Source organism: Deltaproteobacteria bacterium HGW-Deltaproteobacteria-4, from assembly GCA_002841765.1.
GTDB lineage: Bacteria > Desulfobacterota > Desulfuromonadia > Desulfuromonadales > UBA2197 > UBA2197.
The window spans coordinates 59,558-78,707 of the sequence record PHAV01000005.1; the positions used below are offsets into that span (position 1 = coordinate 59,558).

13 protein-coding genes are annotated in these 19,150 nt (G+C 55.7%); 5 read left to right on the forward strand and 8 right to left on the reverse strand.

Translation table 11 applies throughout. From position 1 onward, the window contains the following. Positions 1–15: 15 nt before the first annotated feature. From CVU69_04475 to CVU69_04485, 3 genes are read left to right on the forward strand one after another with little or no spacing between them, the layout of a single operon-like run. Positions 16–1,404 (forward strand): hypothetical protein, encoded by a 1,389-nt coding sequence (locus CVU69_04475; protein ID PKN12959.1) that lies wholly within the window; start codon positions 16–18, stop codon positions 1,402–1,404. Next, positions 1,401–2,939, forward strand: a complete 1,539-nt coding sequence (locus CVU69_04480; GenBank protein ID PKN12960.1) for a 2,3-bisphosphoglycerate-independent phosphoglycerate mutase — start codon at positions 1,401–1,403, stop codon at positions 2,937–2,939. The genes CVU69_04475 and CVU69_04480 overlap by 4 nt, the downstream gene beginning before the upstream one ends. A gap of 23 nt (positions 2,940–2,962) precedes the next feature. After that, the gene (locus CVU69_04485) at positions 2,963–3,751 is read left to right on the forward strand and encodes an amidophosphoribosyltransferase (GenBank protein ID PKN12961.1); all 789 of its coding nucleotides are present in this window, start codon (positions 2,963–2,965) and stop codon (positions 3,749–3,751) included. Positions 3,752–3,759: 8 nt separating this feature from the next. On the opposite strand, the gene CVU69_04490 is transcribed toward CVU69_04485, so the two are convergent. From CVU69_04490 to CVU69_04500, 3 genes are read right to left on the reverse strand one after another with little or no spacing between them, the layout of a single operon-like run. Further along, positions 3,760–4,992, reverse strand: a complete 1,233-nt coding sequence (locus CVU69_04490; GenBank protein ID PKN12962.1) for a hypothetical protein — start codon at positions 4,990–4,992, stop codon at positions 3,760–3,762. A gap of 18 nt (positions 4,993–5,010) precedes the next feature. Beyond that, positions 5,011–6,438: a hypothetical protein gene (locus CVU69_04495; GenBank protein ID PKN12963.1), complete on the reverse strand. Its 1,428-nt coding sequence runs from the start codon at positions 6,436–6,438 to the stop codon at positions 5,011–5,013. Further along, positions 6,435–6,863: a hypothetical protein gene (locus tag CVU69_04500; protein PKN12964.1), complete on the reverse strand. Its 429-nt coding sequence runs from the start codon at positions 6,861–6,863 to the stop codon at positions 6,435–6,437. The genes CVU69_04495 and CVU69_04500 overlap by 4 nt, the downstream gene beginning before the upstream one ends. 567 nt (positions 6,864–7,430) lie before the next feature. On the opposite strand from CVU69_04500, the gene CVU69_04505 reads away from it, so the two are divergent. Further along, complete coding sequence (locus CVU69_04505) at positions 7,431–10,553, forward strand: hypothetical protein (protein ID PKN12965.1); 3,123 nt, start codon at positions 7,431–7,433, stop codon at positions 10,551–10,553. Further along, the gene (locus CVU69_04510) at positions 10,547–13,042 is read left to right on the forward strand and encodes a hypothetical protein (GenBank protein PKN12966.1); all 2,496 of its coding nucleotides are present in this window, start codon (positions 10,547–10,549) and stop codon (positions 13,040–13,042) included. The genes CVU69_04505 and CVU69_04510 overlap by 7 nt, the downstream gene beginning before the upstream one ends. A 16-nt stretch (positions 13,043–13,058) precedes the next feature. On the opposite strand, the gene CVU69_04515 is transcribed toward CVU69_04510, so the two are convergent. The 5 genes from CVU69_04515 to CVU69_04535 form a co-directional block, all read right to left on the reverse strand. Further along, a complete protein-coding gene (locus CVU69_04515) occupies positions 13,059–15,254 on the reverse strand; it encodes a hypothetical protein (protein PKN12967.1) in 2,196 nt (731 codons plus the stop codon). A 106-nt stretch (positions 15,255–15,360) separates the two neighbouring features. After that, positions 15,361–16,161: a peptidoglycan editing factor PgeF gene (locus tag CVU69_04520; GenBank protein PKN12968.1), complete on the reverse strand. Its 801-nt coding sequence runs from the start codon at positions 16,159–16,161 to the stop codon at positions 15,361–15,363. A gap of 26 nt (positions 16,162–16,187) precedes the next feature. After that, positions 16,188–17,129: an RluA family pseudouridine synthase gene (locus CVU69_04525; protein ID PKN12969.1), complete on the reverse strand. Its 942-nt coding sequence runs from the start codon at positions 17,127–17,129 to the stop codon at positions 16,188–16,190. A 41-nt stretch (positions 17,130–17,170) separates the two neighbouring features. Then, positions 17,171–17,440 (reverse strand): hypothetical protein, encoded by a 270-nt coding sequence (locus tag CVU69_04530; GenBank protein PKN12970.1) that lies wholly within the window; start codon positions 17,438–17,440, stop codon positions 17,171–17,173. 130 nt (positions 17,441–17,570) lie between these two features. Then, the gene (locus tag CVU69_04535; GenBank protein ID PKN12971.1) at positions 17,571–19,076 is read right to left on the reverse strand and encodes an Rne/Rng family ribonuclease; all 1,506 of its coding nucleotides are present in this window, start codon (positions 19,074–19,076) and stop codon (positions 17,571–17,573) included. Between the last annotated feature and the right edge of the window lie 74 nt (positions 19,077–19,150).

Sequence of the window (19,150 nt, forward strand, 5' to 3'; positions counted from 1 at the left end):
CCAAGGAGAAGTAAAATGACGATTATGTCGTTTCTGTTGCTGACGATCCTGTTCATGACGTGGTTCATCTACTTCTCCGGACTCAACCCGCAGATGGTGACCATTTTTTATTATCCGGGGGAAAGTATCACCTCCTCTCTCGCGGTGATCGCCGTCGGCTGCATTCTCATCGGAGTCTTTATCGGTTTTGTCCTTTACCTGCTCAGTACTTTGCGGCAGATGGTGAAAAACCTGAAGGCCGATCGCCAGGAACGGCGTAATCGCGAAGTCATCTCGATCTACCGCGAGGGAGTCAGTCGTCTCCTCTCCGGGGACATGAAGAAGGCCCGCATCCATTTGCAGCGGGCTCTCGATCGCGATCCTGCCCGGGTCGAGACCTATCTGGCGATGGCAAATGTTCACGTGCAGGAGAATCAACCCGAAGAGGCGGTAGCCTTACTCGGTCGCGCCCGCAATGTCGACCCGCGCAGTCTTGAAGTCCTCTTCAAGCTGGCGAGCGTTTATGACTCTTTGCAGCGCTGGGATGATGCCGCACAAACCTACCGGGAGATTCTTGGCAAGGCTGAGAATAACCGCAAAGCCCTGCGGGCCCTGCGCGACCTCCGCATACGGGCAGGGGAGTGGAAAGAATCTTTCGAACTGCAAAAAAAGATTCTGAAGTTTGCCGAAGGAACAACCCGGCAACAGGAAGAGGAGCGGCGTCTGCTGTCGCTCCGTTACGAGGTGGCCTGCCAAGGGCTGAGCGGCGATGAAAAGGAACTCAAGAGTGCCAAGGCCGCCCTGCAGGAGATTGTCAAAGACGCGCCGGACTTTTTACCCGGACATGTCTCTCTCGGCGATGTTCTGCGGCGCCTCGGGACGCCCCTAGAAGCTTCCTCTGTCTGGGAGGAAGGTTATCGAGCCCTTGGCCGCGGCGTCTTCCTTGAGCGTCTCGAAGCCCTCTTTCTCGACGAAGGGGATCCGGCGACGCTCCTGAGTTTTTATCGCGATTTCGTGCGTGAGAAGGCTAACGACCTCATGCTCCGCTTCTTTTATGGCAAACTCTGTCTGCGGCTGGAGATGATTGAAGAAGGGTTGGAGCAGTTGCAAATGGTCGAGAGCTCCGGCGTTGATTCGCCGCAGATTCATCTTCTCCTCGCCGAAGGGCACAGCCGGCGCGGGCGTCTTGATATCGCTATTCAACAGTACAAAAAGGCCCTGGGTATCACCTCTCGTCTCGCCATTGGATATGTTTGTGATTCTTGCGGCGAGGAGAGCCGGGAGTGGCAGAGTCGTTGCCCTGACTGCGGTGAGTGGGCGAGTTTGAGTGTCGTCGGCCGGCAGTCGCTGCGGGGAGCGATGACGGCAACAACGCAGCTGCGGCCGATTCATCATGGTGAACGGGAAACCTGGGGCACGGTATGAGTTCGCCCGTCGCTTTGCTGATCCTTGATGGCTGGGGGAATGCGGATCCGGGGCCGGGAAATGCGGTAACTGCGGCGCGGACCCCGCATCTCGATGCCCTCTTTGCTCAGTACTCATCCACGACCCTGGCCGCCTCCGGGCTCGATGTCGGCCTGCCGGACGGGCAGATGGGGAATTCCGAGGTCGGGCATCTCAATATCGGCGCCGGGCGTATCATCTACCAGGATCTGACCAAGATCAGTAAAAGTATTGCCGACGGCGATTTCTTTACCAATCCGGCCCTGCTAACAGCGATGCAAGCAGTTGCCGGCGGCAAGGGGAAGCTCCACCTCATGGGCCTCCTCTCCGATGGCGGCGTCCACTCACACAATACCCATCTTTATGCTCTGATCAAGATGGCCCGGGATCAAGGCGTCGAAGAGATTCTCATCCACCCCTTCCTCGACGGCCGCGATACGCCGCCGCGCAGCGCTGCGCAGTATCTTGCAGAGCTGGAGACAAAGATGGTCAAGCTCGGCGGCGGGCGAATTGCTACGATCATCGGCCGCTATTATGCCATGGATCGTGACAATCGCTGGGATCGGGTCGAGCGGGCCTGGCGGGCTCTGGTTCAGGGCGAGGGGCAGATTGCTGCCGACAGCGCCACCGCCATCGCCGCGGCTTACAATGCCGGTCAGAATGACGAATTTGTCGAGCCCTGGATCATTACTCCCCCCGGCCAGGCACCGGCGCAGATGAACGACAATGATGCGGTGATCTTCTTTAACTTCCGTTCAGATCGGGCGCGGGAAATTACCCGGGCACTGACTGATCCTGACTTTTCTGCCTTTGCGCGCCCCCACACCCCCCGGCTGGCAGCGTACGTTTGTATGGCAGAGTATGACGAAACCTTTCCTCTGTCTGTGGCTTTCCCGTCCGAAAGCTATCCGCAGCTCCTTGGGGAGGTCGTCTCTGCCGCCGGTCTGGCTCAGTTGCGGATTGCCGAGACTGAGAAGTATGCGCACGTCACCTTCTTCTTTAACGGCGGCTCGGAAGTGCCGTCACCGGGAGAAGACCGGGTTCTGATTCCTTCGCCCCAGGAAGTGGCAACCTACGATTTGCAGCCGGCAATGAGTGCCGTGGCGGTGACTGACGCCGCCATTGAACGCGTGCAATCCGGCCGCTATGCCTTGATTATCCTCAATTTTGCCAATCCCGACATGGTTGGTCATACCGGCATCATTCCGGCGGCGATTACAGCGATGGAGACGGTCGATGCCTGCATCGGCCGCCTGGTTGCGTGCCTCCTGCAAGCCGGAGGGACGGCCTTGATTACCGCTGACCATGGCAACTGTGAGCAGATGACCGATGCCGCCGGCAAGCCGCACACCGCCCATACCTCGAACCGTGTCCCCCTCCTCCTCGTCGACGCTGCGCACCGTTCGTTACGTCAGGATGAAAGTGGCCGGCTCGCTGATCTGGCGCCGACGATCCTCGAGCTTTTGGGCCTGCCGCAACCCGCAGAAATGACGGGAAAGAGTCTTTTGCAGTCCTGAAGAGATCCTGAGCAGGAGGGGAAATGATCGGGTCCGGGTTTTACTCCGAAGTGAAGAACTGCTTTGATCTCTTCTTTCCCCCCCTTTGTCTCCTTTGTCATGCCCCCCGCGGGGAGTCACCCGATCCCTCCCTCTGTTCGTGTTGTCTTGACGGCTTTCTCCCCGTCACCTCCCCATGTTGTCCTCGCTGCGCTCTCCCCTTTGCCACCATCGGTGGCGGCGATCATGTTTGCGGGGAATGCCTCCTGCAACCGCCGGATTTTTCCTGGACCGTCGCTGCCGGCCTTTATGAAGAGGCGCTGCGCCACGCCATTCATCGCTTCAAGTTTGATGGCCGCATTGCTCTCGATCGCCCCCTTGCCGGTCTTCTGGAAACGATCTGGCAGCGCACTGCCCCTGCCTGGATTCCCGACCTCATCGTTCCGGTCCCCCTGCATCCCCACCGCCTCAGTCAACGCACCTATAATCAATCCCTGCTGATTGCCCGTGAACTTGGGCGCCGCCGGCAGCTCCCTGTCGATTCCCGTCTCCTGATCCGGATCCTGCCGACGGTGGCGCAGGCCGGGTTGACGGCGCGGGAGCGGCACAATAATCTCCGCGGGGCCTTTGCGTTAACCCGACCCCTGGCGGGGGAGAAAGTACTGCTGATTGACGATGTCATGACGACCGGGACGACGGCACGGATCTGTGCAACGGTGCTGCACAGCGGTGGCGCGGGGGAGGTGGCGTTGGCGGTTTTGGCGCGGGCGCGGCGAAATTCAATGCTGGGGCTGGAGACGACGCTTCGCAGTGAGGGGAAGGAAATCGGCTGACAAGGTTATCAAGTCGTACGGCGCTGGCAACGCTCGAAGTTTGCGCGCTGCTCAATGCGGCGCATGATCAACAACACCTGTTGCTGCTCCAGACCATCCCGTCTGAGTTCTCTGGCAAAATCCTTCAGTAGGGCTTTCCCTTCTTCGGCGCGCTCCAGGGAAAGCAGAAGAAGATAAAGGGTTCCGGCGGTCTTTTCACTGGTCGGAATCGCCTGCAAAGCGAGACGCAATGCCGCCATTTGTTCCTCGCTGCGCCGGCGTTGTACAAAAGCTTCTGCCAGCCACAGCGATAGATCAAAGACGCGTTGGGTGTTGTACTGGCGCAGAGTCAGAACATTGTGGTGGCTGGAAAATCCTGCAAGAAACTCCCCCTGCCACAAAGCAACGGCTTTGACCAACGCGCCGATCGCCGCATCCTCATCACCGTTACGCCGCAGGGCGGTCCCTTCTTCGTCCAGGGTTTTAAAGCGGTGCAGATCGACGCAACAATTTTCAATGGCAACGACCCCGTTCTTCAAGCTGAAGATATCCATCCCTGCCGAACTCCCGGTCTCTGTATTAAAGAGCCGGCGCAATCGTCCCAGCGTCGCATCAAAGGAGGAGCGGGACTGTTTGGCCGGGCTCTCCGGCCAAAGCTCTGTTTCCAGGACTTCCCGGTCAACCCTTAAGTGGGGTGCTGACAAGAGGAGGGCGAGCATCTCGCGTTGCGTCCGGGGGAAAAGATCACCCCGGACCGTTCTTCCCTGAAACTCCAGAGTCGGAGGTGTGCAGAGAGTACAGATCTTCAGCAGCTCCGGGTTCGGTCCCGACAGGGCCGCAGGGGCGCAGCGGAGTTCTTGTAATTGACGCTGCAGCTCTCCTTCGTTTCGGGCGCGGGTCAGGGCTGTGGCCAGGGTGGCACAAAGTTCCCGCTGATCGTACGGCTTGATCAGGTAGGCAGAGACCCCCGCTTGTTGTGCTGCAGCCAAGGTCTGAGGATCATAATGCGCGGTCAGGAGAACAGAGGGGACGGCATAGCTTTCCCGCAACTGTTGAGCGGTTTCGATGCCGTTTAATCGCCCTTGCAGGTGGACGTCCATCAGCACCAGATCGGGGATCTCTTTGGCACAAAGCGCCAACGCCTCCTCGCCGCTGGCAATAGTGGCGATAACCGCGTAACCGGCTTCAGCAAGGGTCTCCTGCAGATCCATGGCGATGATCGCTTCGTCCTCAACGATTAAGATGCGTGTCTGCTCAGCCATGCCGGTAGGATCTCCTCATCATGAAGCGGCCAGAGGGTAGGAAACGACTGCTTCGGTCCCAGGATCGTTGCGCAGAAGATTGAATTGACCTTTCGCCTGCCGGACGAGATTGCTGGTCAGCTGTAATCCGACCGTCGGTGTTGCTTCAAGCAGGAAGTTGTCGGGGAGCCCTTTGCCGTTGTCCTGAACGGTGAGGATGACCTGATTCCTGCGGCGCCGCAGTCGAATCTTCACCCTCCCCGACTCAGTCGGGGCAAAAGCGTGTTTGAAGGTGTTGGTGAGAAGTTCGTTGAAGATCAAGGCGAGATGGATCAAGCGATCAAAATCGGTCTCAACGCTGGCCAGATCAAGTTGCAGCTGGATCCGCTCCGGGGCAATCGAATGCAGACGGAAGATCTCCCCCGAGAGATCGCGCAGATAAGTGCCGAGATCATTGTCCGGCCTTTGCCGACCGGCCAGGTAGAGTTTTTCATGGATGAGGGAGATTGAACGGATCCGGCTCAGGCTGGTACGCAGCGCTTCCTTTGCCAGCGGGTCAGAGATTTTCTTCATTTGCAGAGACAACAGACTGGAGATGATCTGCAGGTTATTCTTGACGCGGTGATGAACTTCCCGCAGCAGCAGCTCTTTTTCCTGTAACGAGCAGTTTAAATCCTGGGTTCGCTCGGCGATCCTCTCCTCTAGACCAAAGTTGACCGTTAACAATTCGTCATCCCGGAGTTTGATCGCCTCCAGCATCTGGTTGAAGCCGTGGGTCAGGATGGCAATCTCTCCCTGGCCCCGAACTTCGGCGCGCGGCGTCAGATCTCCATCCTGCGTGACAACATGCATCATCCCGGCCAGTTCACTGATCGGTTCGGTAATCCGTTCCTGGAGTTTGCGGGCAATCGTCAGCCCGGTAAAGATCGCAATCGCTGTTGCTGCAATGGCCGCCAGCAGCCACCAAAGGAGTCGCAGGTAAAAAGGAATCAGGGTGCTGACGACATAAACCGTCCCGATCGTTTCGTTGTTATGCACGATCGGCACAAAGACCGAAAGGTGTTGCCAGGAAAAAAGAATATGATGCGAGTTAGTGGCGAGGAGGGGCAGGATCTCCGCCTTGTTAAGGAGCGGCAACTTCACATCGTGCAAATTTATCCCACCGGTGTTCTGGTTCTGCTGATAATAGGCAAAGGGTTGCGTCTGCTGATTAAAGAGATACGCCCCTTCAATGGACGGGTCGGTGGCCAGGGTTGCAAGGATCTCCTGCGCACTCCAGGAATCGCGCATTGCCAGGGGGCGGCGTAGATGGATTGCCACTAGCTCGGCCTTGGGGACGACCGACTCGATGACGAGCTGCCGAAAGGAGACGATTTCAACGAGGAAGAAGGCGATCGTCATCAAAAAAACAACGACGGCGATCGTCAACAGGAGGCTGCGCTGCAATTGCTGGCGAATAGAGGTCATTGGACTTTTTTCGGGGGGGTGGCGCGGAAGATGATCGGCTGCTGGACGGTGACGGCAATGCTCATGCCGTTACGCCGGGCCGGCTTAAAACGCCAGGCACCGACACTTTGGCGTGCTTGTTGATCGAGGAGTCTATATCCCGAGCTTTTGCTTATCCCCACCTTCTCCACCTCACCGTTGGCATTGATCGATAAATTTAAAAGCACAGTCCCCGCCCAGCCGTTACGTTCTGCCTGCTTCGGATAAGGTGGTTTTTCACCGAAAAGAAATTCCGGTGCAGTGTAATTGTCTCCCGCTGTTTTGTCGTCAAAAATCGACAGGTCGTGAGCAGTTTCCTTGCCAATTGTCGCCGTGGCACTCTCCACAGCTGTGGCCAAAGGGGAGAGATCGATCACTGCTCCTGTTATCCCGTTCGCCATCGCCATTGCCGGACGGATCGTTTCCTCTTCGTCGTTGTGTTGAGAGGACAGAGCTGGATTCACCCCCGGGTTTTGCGTCGGGCTATTAGTTGGTGGTTGAGCTGTTTTTTTTCTTTTTATTTGTGCCGGAACAGCTTTCGGGCGAGGAGTTGCAGGAAACTCATCCGGGAGCACCTGCTGGCTCGCGGTGATCGAGACAGTTAAGGGTTGATAATTCGGTGATTTTCCAATAGAGCGCTGCCCCAGGAGGGCAAAGACAAAGAGGAGGTTGATGATCAACGAAAGGATCAGCGCCCAGATGAACTCGTCATGTCGATGGCGATCAGGCACAAAACCTCGCGGTAAAGAGAGTCATTGTCGTTGCCGGATGAGTTTATCGTTGAAAAATAAAACAAATTATGGTCTTTAATGATTTGATTTTGAAAGATTTTTTATTTTATTCTGCCGAAAAGCCACAGGAAAAACTTCAACTATTGTTGAATATTATCATTCTCTGTTGGTGGTTGCCGCATAAATAAATGGCTTCGTCTTCAAGTGTCCTGGATTAAGTCAAATAATTGGAGTTCCGACCGCATGAAAAGAATAAAGGGCTTTGCCTATCTGTGTGTTTTAGCTTTTCTCACGGTCAGCCTCGCGGGATGTGGGGGGGATAGTTCAAGCCCTGAGGCGGCAAAGTTTTTACTCATCAGTGGCGTTGTTGAGGACGGGCCCATTGAAAACGCCAGAGTCTCGCTGCGCGATAAGGAGAATAAGAGTCTCGCAGAGAGTTCCACCCTGACAGATTCGAATGGGGCTTTTTCCATGCAAGTGCCAGTCGGTATGGATTTGGTCGGTCTGAGTGTGGTTGCCGTTGGCGGGATCGACCGCGACACCGGGATAGATTTTAACGAATTGGAGATGCGCAGTCCCCTTGGGCTTTTTCAGGGTGATATGACGGCCATTGTGGTTACACCGCTGACGACTTTACTCGCAGAGCTTCACGATAACCAGAAGTTTTCTCTCGTTGCCGCAGAGGAACGTTTGCGCGATTGGTTAAACCTCCCTGCGGACGCAAATCTGACCGCGCGGCCTACATTGCATCGAGATCTCCAGCTTCACACTCTGCTTTTGAGTAAAATTGCTTTTGAAATTAAAGAGGCAAAAAAGGGGATCAATCCCTTTTCTGCCATCCGTACGGAGATGCTCGCAGTTGAGACGCTGGATGCTGCCATCTCTAATACGGAGGTCATGAGGGCTCTCGGTCTCAAGGATAATGTGCAATCGCGTATAAAAAATTTACAAGCGCTCCTCGCTGTGGCCACGACAGTCGAAGAAGCTGTCTTTATTTACAAACTCACCGAGTTAAAAAATGTTTTTGCGGTGACCATCGAGCAAATGCTCATCGATTCGGTCTCTTTTGATTCGCAAAATTCCAACTACCAGGCAAATCTCCAGATTCTTGCAGAAACGACGCTGCAAGCCGCCGGCAGTGAAGTCATCACTTGGGGAGGGACGATTCCGCAACGTGTCGCCCGCTATATCCTTTTCACCTACTATCTCCGCACCTGGGAGAGTTTGACTGTCGATTCTGATAGTTTTGCGGCGAATTTGACGCCCCTGGCCAGCGATCCCTGGATTGCGGAGTTGGCGCGCAGTCGCTCCCTCTACAGCGTTGTTTCGCCGCTGCTACTGACGGAACTCCCGGGCAACGACAATCAGCACCGTATCGCTTATTTTTATGGTTCCGATCTCTCTCCCCACTTCCAGGCCGAGCAGCTAATCGGGCAGGTCTTTGATGATGCTATCAACGATGCGGTCCTGTTGAAGATTGTTGAGGGGAAGGCTAATGCCGGTCTGATCGACGAAACAAGGGCGATCATTGCCACCCAGATTATCCAGAGTGAGCCGAAGGCTAATGCGTACCGGGCCTTGGCAAATGCGCTGATTAAATCTAATCGACCGCAGGAAGCACTCGAATTCCTTGACTTCTCCAGAGATCTCTATCGTAAAATTATTGGCGCCAAAGGGACATCCAGCGCCAGTGCCACAGATGTGGAAAATCTCTTGGCAACGGCCTCTTCTTACCGTAAGGCCGGCGATCTGCTCAACGCGGAAAGTCTTCTCGGTGATATTGCTGTTATCGCTCAGGCCCTGGCCACTGATGCCATAATCTATGGCAAGTTAATTTCCGGCATCAAGAATGTCGCGGATGCTTATATCGCAGTTGGAGATTTCGCCGCCGCCTCGCCTCTCGTTGAGGCTATGGACAATTATTCAGCACTGACCCCTGCGTATGCTCCACCGACGTCCCCGCTCCTAATCACTTATAAATTGCGTATCTTCAATTGGAGTGAAACAGCCAAGCGCTACGCCGACCTCGGCAATGGCACGAAGGTTGTGGAGGTCTTTTACAAAATACAAGAGTTGCGGAAAGTTGAAGGTTCGGCCGAGGCGACATACTGGGGGCCGGTTGTCAGTTTGGTCGAGTCTTTGTATCGCGTCGGTGAGACGGCAAAGGCCTTGGAGCTCGCCAACAACATTCCGAGCGGATCGGCTGATCAAATCAAAGCTTTCAAGCTGGTCGCAACTTACGAGGCGTTACAAGGGAACATGGAGACAGCCTTCAGTATCGTTGACAATCGCTCCTATGTCCCCAAGGACGAAGACCGGGTCGATCTTTTGACCTATTTTACTAGCAGCAGACCTTATATCGGCCAGGTGCTGATCAACAACGGCCGTTTCAATGAAGCTCGTCAGGCGCTGGAAAAGGCTAAAAGTATACTCGATGGAATGATCCTGAGTAACAATCTGACCAGAATCACCAATGGTTACGTCAGGTTGGCTGAACTTTATACGAAAATGGGGAGTCCCGCAGATGTTGTCAAGGCAAAAGACCTTTTACAGTCGGCTCAAAGCGTCATGGCGGACGATCCCTATGTCGTAACCGCCCTGGCCGATATCGCTCTTGGCTATCACAACCTTGAGGAATCGGCAGCGGCACTGACCCTGCTGGATCACGCTAAAAGTCTCGCTGATGTTGACCCCGCTCAATATAGAGCCAATGTGACTCCTGGTCTCGGTGCGAAGGAATATGCGGCACAACTTTACGAAAAACTGGTCAAATCGTATGAGGCGATCGGGGATAATCTTGGCATCCGTACGACCGCATTCTCCTTCCAGGAGTGGGCGAAAATGATCCATTCCGCCGGAACCGTGGATGACAAGCTCGCAATCAAGGAATGTGTTTATCTGCTCCGCGCCGCCCTTTATCTAGACCGGGCGGGCTATCATGCTGAAGCAGTGGATGTGCTTAATTCGGCGAAGGAATTGACCGTCGGGAGAGTTGAAAACAATATAACGGTCTACGACATTGTCATCCTTAAGGACCGCCTCGCCAACTGCCTCAGTGTCATTTCGACCTATGCCGTTGTGCATGAGTACGAGAAGGCTTTGGAGCTGGCTTTGTCCCTGGAATTTACGACCGAGCGCAATCAGGCCATACAAACCCTGGCCAAAGCTTATATCGATCGTGACGATTTTCCTGACACCTGGGTTGCCAGTATTGACAGCGACGGGGATGGCATGCCGGATTTCTTCAACCCTCTGGCGAGTGCTGAGGAGATTGCCGCCTCCGGTTTAATCATGGACGACGATAGTGATGGTGACGGGATCCCGGATAGCGAAGATTTTCGCCCCCTCTTCGATGACAGATTATAGTGACCCCGTTGCGTATTCAACCTGTCGCGTTATTGGCGGCACTCTCAGCGGTCTGTCTGTTCTCTTGGTCTCCTCTCGCCTGGGCGCAGGATGACCTGACAGTGCCTTCCGCCGCCGGGGTGGAAGTTTTGGCGCCGGTCATTGTCGTCGGCAGTAGCGAATCTCCATCTGCACAAGATTCTTCCCTTGAGCGAAAAATCATTCAGCAACTCCCCAGCGGCAACGGCAGCCTCAACGAGCAGTTGCGCCTCCTCCCCGGTCTCCAGCTCAGTGAAGATTACAACAGCGCCGCCACCGGCGGTGAGATCCTCCCGCCGACCATCTCCATCTCCGGCGGGAAAATTTATCAAAACAACTTCCAGGTGGACGGTATTGCCAACAATAATCTGATCGATCCCGCTGCCCAGGGAAATGACATCGTCACCGATACCCTTGGCCATCCTCAGGAGCGCTTCCTCAATAGCGATCTTATCGACAGTGTCACCCTTTACGATAGTAATGTTCCCGCCCGGTTTGGCAGATTTGCCGGTGGTGTCGTCGAAGCGACGACGCGCAATCCCGGCCGCGAGGTCGAGGGGCATCTGTCCTATCGTACCACCCGAAATCAGTGGACCAGATTTCACGTTTCCGGTAAAGATCAAGGGAGCTTTGACGCCGGCGGCCATGAAAATTTACAGCCGAAATTCAGCAAAAATGATTATGGGGCTTCCCTCTCTTTTCCTTTGACGGAAGAGAGCGGCCTCCTTGCTTCCTGGCGTCAGCTCGATTCGCGCATCCCGCTCCCCTATTTCCTTGGCACCAAGACCCAGACGCGGCAGCAGCAGAGTTACTTTATGAAATATGTCGGGGATGTCTCGGCCGACGATCGCCTGGAGCTTAGTTTGATCAGTACCCCGTACCGGGAGGAGCGCTTTATCAATAACGTCCTGGGGAGCGACTATGTGGTGAAGATGGAGGGCCTGGCTCTGCAGGGGGAGTGGACACATTTCTTCTCGACCGGCGAAGTGCAAATCAATTCGGCTTATCGTCGCAGCAGTAATAACCGCAGCGCTCCGCAGCATTTTCGAAACTGGGCCGCCACCGACAGCAAGGACTGGGGGCGTTTGGTCGGATCTGATTTTAGTGTGGAGGGGGGCTTTGGCGCGATCGAAAAGAAGCAGGAGAGTTTCGATCTCAAGGGTCTGCTGCGTCTTGAACCGCTTGCGACCGCTAGCGTCCGTCATGAATTGACCAGTGGTATCGATTTTAATCACACTCTGGGCACTTTCGAACGGCAAGGCACAACTTACGTCTATAAGGGGGCGCAACTGTCTCCGGATATCATTTGCGGCAGCAATGTCTTCGATTGTGTTGAGAACGAACAGTTCTTCACAACGCGCACCATTTATCCTGCCGGCAAGAGTCAGGCTTACATCAATCAGATCGGGATGCACGGGGAGGATGTTGTCCGCTACCGGCGCCTTGAACTCCGTCCCGGCCTCCGTTTCGACTATAATGACCTGATGGAACAGGCCAATCTCGCTCCCCGTTTTGCGGCGAGTTATGACCTCTTTGGCCGGGGCGCAACCGTCCTCCGGGCCGGCGCCAACCGTTATTACGGCACCACTCTGCTCACCGACAAGTTACGCACAGTCAAGACCCCGTTCAGTTCCGAGAGTCGAACTTCCTACCAGAACCGCCCGACCGCCTGGGTTCCGGCCTCAACCTCGGGGCAAAGTGTTACGGAATTCACCAGACTGCAGACCCCTTACGCCGATGAACTCACTGTCGGCTTGGATCAGACCGTGGCCGGAGGGATCCTTAATCTCAAGTATCTGTACCGTGCGGGGCGCGACGAATTTGCCCGTACTTACTCGCCGCTGCAGCCGGATGGGCTCCGCTATTATACGTTGAACAATCTGGGACGAAGTCACCATGAGCGCTACAGTCTTGCCTGGCAGCGTCACTGGGCGCGCCACTTTTTGGCATTCAATGCTTCCTGGCAAGAGACGACAACGAATCATGAGAGCTACGATACGGTTCTGGACGAGGAGGAGATCGACAGTCGGGTCTGGTACAACGATGCGCTCATCTACAAGAGCGATCTGCCGGCTCGTGAGCAAAACCGGCCGATTATCGTTAATCTGATCTGGGTGGCTGAACTTCCGGCCCGCTTCACCTTTACCAATCTCAGCCGTTACCGTAGCGGTTATCGCCAGATTGTCTCGACCGGAGACTTTCGTCCCCTTCCTGACTCGGTCAGTCGGATCGATCCGGTGACCGGCGAAGAAATTCTCGATGCGGTCGCGGTTTACGAAGAGATCAAGCATTCCGGCAAGGTGATTTTTGACTGGAAACTCGGCTGGAGTCTCCCCGTTTATCGACAGCAGGAGATGAACTTTTCCCTCGAAGTTAATAATGTCTTTAACTCCCGCACCCAAACCGGCGGCTCCACAACCACTTACGAGATGGGCCGGCAGTTCTGGGCCGGGGTTGCCTACGATTTTTAGATCCCGCCGGTTTTAGTTAGCGACTTTGCCAGGAGATGCCCGGAATCAGGAGATGCTTCCTCTTGTCGGTCAGCCATAAGCGGTAAGGGCCCGGTGGCGGCGACTGTGCGAGGCGGGCGATGATTTGGTCGTCAATTACCGAACTCTGCAGGCGGTGCGGCAGAGGGAGAGACCATATTCCCTTGCTTTTGTAGCTGAAGAACCAGAGTTGCCCTGCCTGCATGGCACTGTAAGTAAATAGGCCGGGGAGCGGTATCGTCCCGAGGATCTCCGGTGCCTGGATATTTTTCAGATCGATCACGACCATCTCCTTTCTGTTCACCCCGGCAAGCAGCAAGTGATCACTGCTTGTCAGGGAGGTCACCGGCCCCGGGAGGGTTAAGGCCCCCAGACTTTTCGGTTGACGAAGATCATGCAGGTCGATGAGGAATACTTTTCCCAGAACTGAAGAGATAAATGCCACGTTATCTTTAACGACGATATTGACCTGGCCCGTCCATGCCGCCGATTGTAGCCAGGGCATCTGCAGCGAGCCCAATTCCTTTGGCGCCTCCGCTTGGCTTATATCAATCACCCGCACGAGTCCGTCCTTTTGTAGGAGTACGACGACGTGATCTTTTATGTTGACACTTTTGATGTCATTTCCCAGGGAATAGCTTGCAAAGAGCTCCAGGATTTGTGGTTGTGAAATATCGATAAAGTGCAGAGAGTCTAATGATTCTTTTTGGAAAGGGGTAGGCGACTTTTCCCCGCTAGAGGAGCTAATGACTAAAGTTGCCCCCTGCTCAGCCATGATGAAAGGGATGTACGACAAGGAGATTTCAGCTGTAATTCTGGGAGAATGGAAGAGAGAGAGGTCGACACTAATCAGCTTTCCGTTAGTGGCAGATGTCCTGTTGCCAGTCGTTAGCCATAGTCGGCGCTGATCGCTGCTCAAAAATTGCTGATTTAGCCCGGTGATATGTAGTCGCGTCAGGAGTCTGGGCGTGGTGTCCCCCCGGTGGTCATAGATAGAGATCCCTGTGGTGTCGCCAAGAAATAAAAGATCCGGTGTGATTAGCGGCATAATGCTAGGGGAGTAGTCGGGGAGGACCGGTGCGGTTGTGAGCGCTTGTGCTTTTTTCAGATCGAGGCGAAGTAATTCGCCGTTTCTGTCAGCGACCCAAAGGTCGTTGTCAAGTAGAAGGGCAGCGCTTGTCTGGATCTTTGCCGTAATCGTTTTACTGGGTGCGAACTGCGGTTCGGCAGGCAGGGGAAAGATTTGTGTCCCGGTTTTCCCCAGAGAAATGACGAGTTGATCGTCACTACAGCTGATAGCGGAGGCAAAGGTATTTAAGGGGACGCTGCTCAGCAGGCGCGGGGATGTCAGTCGGCTCAAGTCGAGAGCATAAAGGCGGCCTCTTTGTGCCCAATACAGGGTCTCTCCCTGCCGGGTCATAACGGTATTAACTCCCCCCGGCACTGGTAGCCTTGCCAAGCGCCGCGGCTGCTCGGGTCGGCTGATGTCGTAAATCCACCCGGCGCTAACGGCGGCGATGATCAGGACCTTACCGTCGATCGAAAGCTTGTAGGCATCGGGAAGACCGGGTAGCGCCCCGAGGTGCCGGGGATGGCGTGGATCGGCAATATCAACGATCTGCACCCCTGATTTGCCTGTGGCAACATAGGCGATGGTGCCGCTGTTGGCGACACTGAGGGCCGGCACGACGGATTTGAGAGTGGCCAGCAGTTGGGGGTTGGCAGCGTCACGAATATCGATGACTTGCAGCCCACCCTTTCCCGCCGCCAGGAGCGCTTCATCCCGGCGCAGGGCCACCTCCAAGCTCTGCCCCTCGCTATCCAGTGTGCCACTGATAAACGGGACGGGCGATTGCAACCCCTGGACAATCAGAAAGCCACCCACACCGTTGGCGACATAAAGGTGGTCACCGCGGCGGATCATGTGAGTGGGAGTCCCAAAGGTTTCAAGGGTGGCGGTGGTGGCAGAGCGGAGGGAGAGTTCCGGGACAAGCCAGAGATTGGTCGTTTGTGAAAAACCGCCGCCGCTCAGGGTGAGGTCGGCACCCGCTGCCGGCAGAGTCTCGGGCGCGGCGGTGGTAACGAAGAGACGCGCCGGCGACGACCAGGAAGGCGCCGTCACCAGCAGCGTGAGTGCGCCCAGGGCGCTGAGTGTAATCAGTGCGGTGAGAAGAAGTGATTTTTTCCTGACCATGATCCCCCTCCCTGCGGCGCTGCCTGAAGAGCGCGACAGTTTTTCCTGTTAATCTTCCCGTCCTGCTGTGAAAGAGAGTTATTCATTTTCTTTCCCCCCGTCCCCCTTACTCCTCAGGAATCAGGACAAAACCCATCTGTCTTCCGGTCTGGCCATTGTCGCGTCGATAGGAAAAGAAGAGTTCGCGGTGACAGCAGGTGTCCTCTTCGACGGCATCGATCTGTCCTGGCGTCAGCCCGGCGGCGGCGAGCTGGAGTTCGCAGGAGCGCCGGAGATCGAGGTGCCACTTGCCGAGCTCGGTCTCTTTGGCGATCTGGCTCCAGTTGTCGGTGCCGCTGCGAAAGGCGTCGCGGACCGGCCGATCAACCTCGTAGCGATGCGCGCCGATACCGGGTCCGATAGCGGCTTTGAGATCGGCGGGGTTGACGCTGAAGTCATTGACCAGGCAGGCGATGGTCTTGGGGAGGATACCATTGGCGGCGCCTCGCCAGCCGACATGAACGACGGCGGCAACACGCCGGACAGGATCAAAGAGGAGGATTGGATAGCAATCAGCGACAAGAATTCCGAGCATAATGCCGGGCTGGTTGGTGACGATCGCATCACATTCGACGCTCTGAAAGTGGGACAGATCATGATTCGGTTCGTTAATCACCAGAATATTGTTGCCGTGGCTCTGTTGCACGGTCAAAAGCATGTGTGGCTGGAGATCAAAGGCGCGCACGACAGTCGAACGATTCCCTTCAACATTGGCGCGATGGTCTTCGGTGTTAAGGCCGAGATTCAGGGAGTTGTAAGGCGCCCGGCTCACTCCGCCGTTGCGGGTGGTGAAGCCGGCTTGAATCTTTTTGCTGTCAGCCCATGCCGGCTGCAAATAGCTGATCTTCCCCTGCCGGGTAATCTTCATGGAGTTCTCCTGAAAACGGTTCGCGCTTAAGCTGCGTCGTCCCGATATTTCTTGTGCAGATAAGTCAAAATAACTTGGAGATCATCCGGCAACGGACACTCAAATTCCATGTAATTGCCGCTGATCGGATGGGTGAATCCGAGAACCTTTGCGTGCAGAGCCTGGCGGCCGAGGGATGACAACAGGGTACGCAACTCCACATCCTTCAACTCTTTGATCCGGCTGCTCTTGCCGTAAAGGGGATCGCCGACCAAGGGAAAGTTCATCTCGGCAAAGTGAACGCGGATCTGATGCGTCCGCCCGGTTTCGAGATTTAATTCGACCAGGCTCAAACGGTCATCAGGGAAGCGCTCGCGAACCTGCCAGTGGGTGACAGCGCGCCGGCCGTTGCGACACTTGCCGCTCATCTTTTTGCGTTCCAGGGGGTGACGACCGATGGGACAATCGACCCTGCCAATGTCCCGGGGTAAAAGACCGTGTACCAAAGCGACATAACGACGGGTGATGGAATGGACCTGAAACTGTTCGGCGAGGCGCAGATGGCTCTGGTCGTCCTTGGTCGCCATCATTACTCCCGAGGTGTCTTTGTCGAGGCGATGGACGATGCCGGGCCGGAGTTCGCCGCCGATGCCGGCGAGATCGTGACAGTGATGGAGGAGGGCGTTGACCAGGGTCCCCTCGCTGTGTCCCGGCGCCGGATGGACCACCAGTCCGGCCGGTTTGTTGATGACGATGAGGTGCGCGTCTTCGTAAAGAACCTGCAGCGCCATTTCCTGCGCTAGGACTTCCGTCGCGCGGACGGCAGGGAAGGTGACACTGATCGTTTCCCCCCCCTTGAGCTTCTCTCCGACTTTGGCGGGGTGGTTGTCGACGAGAATCTGCTCCTGCTCGATCAAGCGTTTTAGCTGCGAGCGCGTCAGTTCCGGCAACTGTTCTGTAAGGAACAGATCCAGCCGCGTCACCGGCAGGCCGTAGGCGACAAGAAAGGCCTGGGAGGTGGAAAGATTTTCTACCAGATCGAACTCTCGATCTTGCCGGCCTGCTTGATCATGACATCGACAATCGCGCGATCAAAGAGGTGGTCACGATCGGGAAGATCCGGTGAGACCCGTCCGTAAAAGTGCTCGCGCCCTTCTTGCAATTCGTCCACCAGGGTTTCGAAGATATTATCATTCTTGATCCCTTCCCGGACCTTTTCCTGATTATACAGCGCTACGTCTGAAATAATGGCGCGCGCCAGGCGAAAGGCAAGATCGGGATTGTCTACCAGTTTAGCCATGAAACCTCCCTCGCGGACCGGCAGTCCGGGGCGATGTCAGGGGAAGATTTTCCCCTGCGGCAAAATGTTCGGGGAAGATTAGCGAAAATCTTGCTCCCTGTCAATTCTCGCCCGATGGGCGAACGGGCTGTCAACCGGCAAGAATTTCGAACTGTTCCTGATGAAAGCCGGGTCGGGCGGTGATCTGAATCTTCTTGTTGAAGCGTTCTTCCAACTCTTCAATCCCCCCCCGCTCTTCATCGCAAAGGAGGGCGGCGACATCGGGGTGCACCAGCAGGGTTATTTTGTCGCCGGGGAGGGAGCTGATGCTCCTCTGCAGCTCGCGGAACATTTCGTAGGCCATGGTTGTGCGGCTTTTTATCGACCCCTTCCCTTCACAGTAAGGGCAGGGCTCACAGAGGAGGCGACCGATGCTTTCGCGGACCCGTTTTCGGGTCATCTCGACCAGGCCGAGTTCGGAGATCTTGAGGATATTGGTCCGGGCTTTATCATACTTGAGGACTTCCTCCAGAGCGGAGTGGACCTTTTCGCGGTGTGCTTCTTTCTCCATATCGATGAAGTCGATGATGATCAAGCCGCCGATATTACGCAGACGGAGCTGAAAGGCCACCTCGCGCAGCGCTTCGAGATTGGTCTTAAGAATGGTGTCTTCAAGATTGTGTTTGCCGACAAACCGGCCGGTATTGACATCGACAGCGGTGAGGGCTTCGGTCTGTTCGATGATGATGTAGCCGCCGCACTTGAGCCAGACCTTGCGGCCGATCGCCCGGGCGATCTCCACTTCGAGACCAAAGGCATCGAAGATCGGCTCGTCGGTGTCGTGCAGCTCGATGACGTACTTCAGCTTCGGCATAAAGGTATCGATAAAGCGGGTGATCTTGTCGTGCTCTTCCTGCTTGTCGACAACAATCCGGTCGATCTCTTCGGTGAGAATGTCGCGCAGAACCTTGCTGGTGACGTCGAGGTCGGAATGGATCAGCGCCGGTGCTTTTTTCCCTTCTTTACGTTGCGAAATGCCTTCCCACAGGCCGATAAGGAATTCCATGTCGGCGAGGAGGTCGTATTCGCTCTTCCCTTCCGCAGCAGTGCGAACGATGAAGCCGGAGCCGGCCGGCCGGATCGATTCGACGATGGCGCGGAGTCGCTCTTTCTCCTCTTCATTCTCGATGCGGCGGGAGATGCCGATATGATCGACCGTCGGCATATAAACGAGGTGACGTCCCGGCAGGGAGATGTGGGCAGTAATTCGCGCTCCTTTGGTGCCGAGGGGTTCCTTGGCAATCTGGACCAGCAGTTCCTGCCCTTCCTGCAGCAGATCTTCGATCGGCGGCAGGGGTTTGGCTTCGGGGTTTTCGTCCTCCTTGTCGAGAGGACCGCCCCCCTCGACAAACTGGGCGACCGCGTCCATTTCGTCCAAGACATCAGCCACATAAAGGAAGGCCGCCTTGTCGAGGCCGATATCGACGAAGGCTGCCTGCATCCCCGGCAGGACACGAATGACCCGCCCTTGATAGATATTCCCCACCAGACCCCGTTCACGACTGCGCTCAATGTAGAGTTCGGCAATGTGGCCGCTCTCGAGGAGGGCGACCCGGGTTTCATGGGAGGTGGTATTGATGACCAGTTCTTTGGCCATAAACAGACCTCATTTCTTGATTCTGAAGCGTTAACGATAACTGCGAAAATATTATTGCGAAATTTAAATCGGAA

Coding starts and splice junctions, on each gene's coding strand:
- CVU69_04475 (PKN12959.1), top strand. CDS start 16: ATGACGATTATGTCGTTTCTGTTGCTGACGATCCTGTTCATGACGTGG.
- CVU69_04480 (PKN12960.1), top strand. CDS start 1,401: ATGAGTTCGCCCGTCGCTTTGCTGATCCTTGATGGCTGGGGGAATGCG.
- CVU69_04485 (PKN12961.1), top strand. CDS start 2,963: ATGATCGGGTCCGGGTTTTACTCCGAAGTGAAGAACTGCTTTGATCTC.
- CVU69_04490 (PKN12962.1), bottom strand. CDS start 4,992: ATGGCTGAGCAGACACGCATCTTAATCGTTGAGGACGAAGCGATCATC.
- CVU69_04495 (PKN12963.1), bottom strand. CDS start 6,438: ATGACCTCTATTCGCCAGCAATTGCAGCGCAGCCTCCTGTTGACGATC.
- CVU69_04500 (PKN12964.1), bottom strand. CDS start 6,863: ATGGCGATGGCGAACGGGATAACAGGAGCAGTGATCGATCTCTCCCCT.
- CVU69_04505 (PKN12965.1), top strand. CDS start 7,431: ATGAAAAGAATAAAGGGCTTTGCCTATCTGTGTGTTTTAGCTTTTCTC.
- CVU69_04515 (PKN12967.1), bottom strand. CDS start 15,254: ATGGTCAGGAAAAAATCACTTCTTCTCACCGCACTGATTACACTCAGC.
- CVU69_04520 (PKN12968.1), bottom strand. CDS start 16,161: ATGAAGATTACCCGGCAGGGGAAGATCAGCTATTTGCAGCCGGCATGG.
- CVU69_04530 (PKN12970.1), bottom strand. CDS start 17,440: ATGGCTAAACTGGTAGACAATCCCGATCTTGCCTTTCGCCTGGCGCGC.
- CVU69_04535 (PKN12971.1), bottom strand. CDS start 19,076: ATGGCCAAAGAACTGGTCATCAATACCACCTCCCATGAAACCCGGGTC.